Annotated in this window: 5 protein-coding genes and 1 pseudogene; all 6 read right to left on the reverse strand. The window is 34.9% G+C overall.

Annotated elements, in window-relative coordinates; all coding sequences use genetic code 11:
- Positions 1 to 78: 78 nt before the first annotated feature.
- Positions 79 to 510, reverse strand: a complete 432-nt coding sequence (locus tag SIN01_RS13330; RefSeq protein ID WP_010025795.1) for a hypothetical protein — start codon at positions 508 to 510, stop codon at positions 79 to 81.
- A 65-nt stretch (positions 511 to 575) separates the two neighbouring features.
- Complete coding sequence (locus SIN01_RS13335; protein ID WP_010025794.1) at positions 576 to 812, reverse strand: hypothetical protein; 237 nt, start codon at positions 810 to 812, stop codon at positions 576 to 578.
- A gap of 586 nt (positions 813 to 1,398) precedes the next feature.
- The gene (locus SIN01_RS13340) at positions 1,399 to 4,707 is read right to left on the reverse strand and encodes a DEAD/DEAH box helicase (protein WP_010026317.1); all 3,309 of its coding nucleotides are present in this window, start codon (positions 4,705 to 4,707) and stop codon (positions 1,399 to 1,401) included.
- Between the two features lie 5 nt (positions 4,708 to 4,712).
- A complete protein-coding gene (locus tag SIN01_RS13345) occupies positions 4,713 to 5,903 on the reverse strand; it encodes a sigma-70 family RNA polymerase sigma factor (RefSeq protein WP_010026316.1) in 1,191 nt (396 codons plus the stop codon).
- A gap of 182 nt (positions 5,904 to 6,085) precedes the next feature.
- Positions 6,086 to 6,516: pseudogene (gene tnpA / locus SIN01_RS13350) on the reverse strand (IS200/IS605 family transposase).
- 231 nt (positions 6,517 to 6,747) lie between these two features.
- Positions 6,748 to 7,039, reverse strand: a 292-nt coding sequence (locus tag SIN01_RS15250) for a hypothetical protein (protein ID WP_218027787.1), incomplete at its 5' end; no start/stop codon positions are given.

A 7,039-nucleotide genomic window follows, 5' to 3' on the forward strand; every position in this document is an offset into this window, starting at 1 on the left:
TGGTGGTTCATTTATTGGCGTGAGTAGTTATGAATCATGGAGCCGCAACTCCAGCTAAAGTAAAAATAATGTACATGCTCATCTAAATTGCCTTTTTTGCGCTGCCAATAATAATTCTCTTTTATCTTCCCCTATATCAATGTTCATGATCTCCACATCGAAGGCTTTAAAACAAGCAGATCCCCATGATTTTCCCGTGATCGCTTTTAACACCTCATCATCGCAGATCACAATAATTTTTCGATACGTTCGGTTCGTTACCTTTTCCAAAAGAAGCATTTTTAAGATGTCCGCTAACATTTTTTTCTTTTGTGGCGGCTTTAATGAACCAATGTGTGCATAAACTTCTCCAATAATACTGGGTTCTTCAGAATAAAAATCCGGTCGAATCGTCGCTTTCCCACATTGAACGATCGGATTGGCTGCAAGGTTTACGCCTAACTTATCGCAAATGATTTGGAAAATATACTTTTCGATATTTTGTTGTTCCAGTGATGATGATGCATGCATTTCGTTAAATTCCTCTCCAAAAATTCATATCATTCTCGTAGACACTTGAAGTGTGACTACATGTATTATTGTTTTTCTCTGTCCCCATCTCTAAATACTTCTTCATATGAAAAAAGCTCCATTTTTCCAGCGTCATATTCTTCTAATGCTTTCTTCTCTTCTTCAGTCAATGGCTCATCGTCATACGGAATCAATGATTTCTGATACTCAGTTATTAATCTAAATACCTTTGAAATATCCTTCTCAGACATGTTTTTTATTATATGGATTAATAGTTCACGTTTTTGTTCGGCGCTTGCCATACAGGTCCCCCCAAATCAAAAATCAGACTTAACTGTACTCTTAATCGAAATCAAGCTGGTGAAAAACAGGTTTCCTCTTCATTACTGTGAGAGCTAATGGCTGGTTCAAGGACTTTATGCCCCAAGACACTCATTAGCAATTTTGCATTTTCAATAAACTCCTCCATCTCGGCACAATCTGATTCCGACAATGAGGATTGCGTTGGTGTTCATAGTAACTAATTGATATCTATTTACATCCTTAGCTAAGGAATATCCCCGATTCTCCAGATACTTTATGTGCGCTTTATTCAAATTGTCATCTTTGCTAATAAATACGATGCATTCAGTCCAGAATTCCTTGCTTGATAGATGCTGATTCAATCTTTCAAAAACATTCTCTGTCTCCTCTACAACGACTGTCGCGACAAGAGAGTAACATGCCTTGGGTTTTCCTAACAGATTTTGTTGTTTTCAAGAAAGCTACTTTCATATTCGCCATATTTGCCCGAGCGATTGAGCCAAACTGTCATATGAATACCTCCATTTTTGAAGCAAAAATGTTTTGGCTTTTTTAAATGCTATAATTTGATCATCTTTTTATTATTTATTGATAGAGTTCACGCTTAACTTCCTCTGGTAATTGGCCAAGAAAATATTGCTCAATAATATCCCAGAATTTTAATGTGTAATTCTCGAGTTGCTCTTCTTTTGTTCCATTCTCGGGCTCTTTGGGTAAAGTGAATAAATAATTTAACATAGCAATACTAATTTTATGTTTGAGATATACATCATGCATGATTAAGTTATCATATTTTTGAGGTGAGTGAATTGCTTTGTCCAGAGGATAAATACTGTTGATTCTTATATAAATCTGTGGACTATCACCACCAGTTATTTCGTAACTAATAAGATCAAATGATTGAGAAAGACCAAGGATAATAAGATATTTTTCAAATTCAAAAGCATCGGCTTGACGTGGCCTGTAGAGGACATATTCATCATTAGTATTCTGGGCAAAGGTTTGCCCTGTATAGAGCTTTTTTAAAGTCTGGTTAAGAAGATTTATATAGTTAATATAGTTGGGATTCACCTTATAAAGTAATTTTTGATCTTCTCTTGTAGTTATATAACGATTGTTTATTTGATTTTGTAATGTAGTGATGCGAACCATTCCATTGAGAAAAACATTTGCTAGTCCTACTGCCCGATACTTGTTTGATAGATGCAAATGATCGTTAAGAAATTCACCAAATTGATCTTCACCGAAGAATTTTCCTGAATAGGCTTGTCCCCTTAAGAATTCTTCCATAACACTTAGAAGCTGCCTAAATTCTGACATAGCAGTTGAAATATCCTTATTTTTTAAATCAATTGTTATTTTAAATGCAGGGTAAATTTCTTGAAATAATTTCCCATCCTTCAATGACTGCGGATCAGTAAAGGCTAAATGTTTAAACTTTGCAAACGAATATTTATTATATCTTTTTTCCCACAGCGCCTTGATATCGAATTGATAGAGACCTGTATAAAAATTATCACTCAGAGTCATCAGAGGCTCAAAGAATGGTTTATAGCTCGCCTTCTCTACTAATTCTTTACTTCGTTCATTGAGAAAGACTATTTCATGAGCAAAGATAGCTCGAGGCCTTGCTACGATTGGTGAGTATTCCATTTTCTTCTCAAAATCTTTTTCGATGGTCAATAATGTAATCTTTAGACGATTATCAATATCTTCATCTGAATGGTTTCCTCGATCAAAAATATAGGAGAAATCGTCAGCATTGACAACTAAATTACGGGACTTCTTTGAGTAATAAATATCGAGAATCTTCTTCATAACTTCAATAACTTCACTTTTTTTTACAGAAGATATGCCGTAGAGCCGTTTTACTTCTGTGAAATCCTTGTTCAAATAATCAAAAAATGCCTTGCCAATCATTTTTGGTTCTCGAGCCGCACGTCCGATTTCCTGAATATAATCGATAACATTTCCTGTTGGTGCGTAGTGATACACATTTTTAATATCAGGGATATCAATACCCATACCAAACGCTTTGGTCGCTAGCATTATCTTTGCTTCACCACTCAAAAATGCTTCAAAGTTACCTTTCTTCTCATCTTTATCTAATGGGCCAAAATAACGCACTGTTTTTGCAGCAAGCTTATCTTCAAATTGTTTTAGATGACTGGAATAACCATTTAGCAGTTTAACCGTTGGAAAATAAACAAGTGTTTTTTCTCCTTTTCTTATATAGCTTCTCAATCTCTTACTCAGTAATTCATACTTTGCTTTTCTATAATCATTTGAATATTTCTCAAAAGCTCTTTTTGAAGACTGGACGTACATCATAAGGTCATCCCGTTTTACATAACCAAAATACGCAATTGGATTAACCATATTAAGGCTATCCCTCGTTTCGGAATACATATCTTCAGGCCCACCGTAAATCGCTGTAGCTGTGAAAGTGACGATCGGAAACTTTTGCTTCTTTCTCAGCTTTGTTAGATACGAGCCCAGATACCAATAATCAGCGCGGAAAGATTTTCCCCAGGTGGTTACTATATGCGCCTCATCAATGACAAATAGACCAAGCTTTCGTTTGCCAATCAGCATTTCTATGTCGGATCGGCTCAATAAAGTTTCTGTAGAAATGTACAAAATATCTATCTCCCCGTTTTGAACACGGTCAATGATTTCGTTCTTTTCTATAGGAGAAATGCCTGAATTAATCGTTTTTGCATTCTTTATATTCTTCCTCTCTAGACTTTTTACCTGGTCGTCCATTAAACCGATGAGGGGAGAGATGACAATCGTTAATAATTGTTGATCTTTGTACTTTTCAGCCAAATAGAGCGCAGGAAGTTGAAACATAATTGATTTACCAGCACCTGTTGGAGAGGTGACGTAAATATCTCGTGGAGTTTTATCCTTGCCAGTCTCCATTGCAATTGACGATTGTTCAACAATATCATCGATAATTTGAGCTTGACTGACTTCTATAGTTTCATTACCTGAACTCTCGACATCCTTATACATTTTTAATACTCTAAAACTCTCATAACCCCAATACTTTGTTAATAAGTTCAGATAATCATTCAAATTGGAAATTTCGCGATTTGCTAACTTCTTGCTAGACAGATAAATATCTATTTTCGCATTAAGCATCTGATTAATGATAGAAAGTCTCTGATCATAATGATGAGGCAAATGATCCCGACCATCTACAAAAAAAGCACAAACGCTTTTTAGATTAACCCCAGATATTACTTTATCAGTGAAAGAGAGAAAAGAGTCTTCACTGTCTGTTAGTTCGAAGACATATGTATTCTGGTCTATTGAAGGATCTTCTCTGAAGTCTAGTCGTTCGAGCATTGATTCATCAAATAAGGAAATTTCATTAACAGTTTCATGATCTAGATCCACATATGTAACGTAATACTTTTGATTTAATTCATTGTAATAAATTTTCCCGTAGTAATCTGAAATAACATTTAATTGCTGCTGTTGCATTTCTGTCAATTCGTCATCATCATTTTCATATAATTCTTTGTAGGATACGAAAATACTTTCCAAAGTTTGATCATATGGGTATTGAGAATCATATAAATTGTTTTTTAAAATAATGACAGAATAAAAATTACCAATACCAATTTCCTTGGTTACTGTGATATATTCTTCAAATGTGCACCATGACATGTTATTTTGCTGACTTCGTTTATCAATAACTTCGATTAATAATTCATTTCGAGCTGCGATTAAATCACTTATTGTTGCATTTACTGAGATTGTAAAAAATTTATTTGGCTCATTAACAAGTTCTTCTCTTGAGAATCCTTTAAAAACGATCAATAAAGGCTTTTTTTCATTCTGGTATGCGCTTATTTCTGTTTGCTTCTTCTCAATGATGGACATTTTTTTCACCCTTTAATGAAGTCTTTTAATTTCTTGCTTTTACTAGGATGCCTGAGTTTTCTTAGTGCCTTTGCTTCGATCTGGCGGATCCTTTCGCGGGTCACATGGAATATTTCGCCAACTTCTTCTAACGTCATTGTGTCTGGTTTATTTATTGCAAATCGTAGTTTAATAACCTCAGCCTCGCGTGAAGTTAAACATTCGAGAGTATTTTCAAGTTCATCGTGCAGTTCCTTCTTTTCAAAAAGCTCTTCTGGGGTGAGCATATAATCCGGCGGGACACTTTTTGATCCAACTGTAATTGTGATCGGCAATAAATCTTGCAATTCAGTATCGCCTTCAGTTCCTACTATTGTTTCAAGATGAGTGATTTGATCAAATTGATAAGCTATACTTTTGAATCGCCAATATTCATCATCACTCATATTAATATTTTTGCACAGCTCACTTGCGTCTATTGCACCAAATTCATTTTCATATTGGCGCTCTTCATTCTTTATCTTCATGATTTTTTCATGAAGATGAACAGGTAGACGTATAACTCTGGATTCATCAGCAATACCTCTGGTAATTGATTGTCTGATCCACCAGGTCGCATAAGTAGAAAATTGGTACCCCATATCTGGTACAAATTTATCAATAGCTTTCAACAAGCCATGATTTCCAAACGCAATCAAGTCATCAATATTTAGACAAGTTCCACGAACCATCTTTTCATATTTTCCAGCTATTTTTTCAACTAGCCTCTGATTTATTTTACAAATATCGTTTAATTTTTCATTTTTTCTTTCATTTGAGTTGTTTATTCCTTGATAATCTTTAATTAGGCTAACGTTCCGTTTAAAAGCATCATTGTCAATATCTTCTGCATCAGATCGTTTCTTGAATTCATCTGAGTCAAAAAAATCATCGATATTAAAATCATTATCATTATCTTCAGGATATTCTTTTAAATCATTTATATCGTTAGATTCTGCTGTTGCCTTCTTTTCATCTCGCTTAAAGCCTAAAGACGCAACATCTCGCCAGAATTGATTAATATCATTTTTATAATAATTTAGGAATTGTTCTTTATTCATTAAATAATGCTTTTGAACTAAGAGACTTAATACATCCTCAATATCATAGGGTAATATTCCATCCTGAAACACATTTAGCAGAATTGTCTTTAAATTTGGTGTCTTATATAGTACCATTGCAAATACCTCTCCCAAACTAATTAAAACGATCAAAATCCATAATCACGCTTATTCTACTAAACGACCACCTGCTAAAGCAGGTGGGTTCAGACATAAATGTCTGCGACTTAAAGTCGCCATCCAAGACTGAAGTCTTCTGAAAGTCCTTGTGCTCAATGCACACTGAATTCTGACTGAACTCAGTCATCAATCCTGAAAATGTCATCCTTGATTTTATTTGATTGCTTGGCAATATAAGTACGGATAATTTCGTCTGTCACCGTGCTCACCGTTGCACAGAAATAACCTCTGGACCATAAATGCTGCCCCCAGTATCGCTTTTTCAACTCTGGAAATTCATCCTGTAATAATCGAGATGAACGTCCTTTCAGATACTGCATGACTTTACTTGGAGCCAGACTTGGTGGACAGGAGATCAGCAGGTGAATATGCTCTTTACCTACCTTCCTTGCAGTATTGTGATCCCTCTAGCATCACACCCTTGCCGGATCAGTTCCCGTAACCGGACAGCAATTTGGCCTCGCAACACTTTATAGCGATATTTTGTCACCCAGATCACGTGATACTTGATATCATAGATCGCATGACCACTTTTTTGATAACCGTCCATACTTTTCACCTCTGTAAAAAGTATGGACACGAAAAGATAAGGCTAAAAGCGGATACCGTCTAAAGACGGTGGGTTTAGACCCCGCTTTTGGAAACTAAATAAATACATACTTAAATTATAAACATTTTTCGATCAAATCTCACAATTTTTGAAATTAATATGTAGCTACTTTTAGCAAAATCATCTATAAAATTTGAAAAAAAACTCTTTAAACAAATGAGAGATTCTTAATCATTTATTATTATACGACACGATTCGATAAAGATATAATATGTCAACACGAACTAACCCAGTAATGGTAAATCTAGAGGGGTGTGGCGGATTCTGAAATTCAGTTAAGTATGATGAAGTACTACTATTTACTTTAAATACAAATACTTTTTTAGTTGAATTCACTAAACTATTTAGAATCGCTGCTGCTTGCTCAAAGTATAATATAAGAGAGAAATTCTTAGGCATTCCCCAGGCTAATACAACATAGTCTGATTTCTCCGTTATTGTCTTGACTGGAGAGTGAAAAGTT

Origin of the sequence: Sporolactobacillus inulinus (genome assembly GCF_006539285.1) — a bacterium.
In the GTDB taxonomy this organism is placed as follows: Bacteria; Bacillota; Bacilli; order Bacillales; family Sporolactobacillaceae; genus Sporolactobacillus; species Sporolactobacillus inulinus.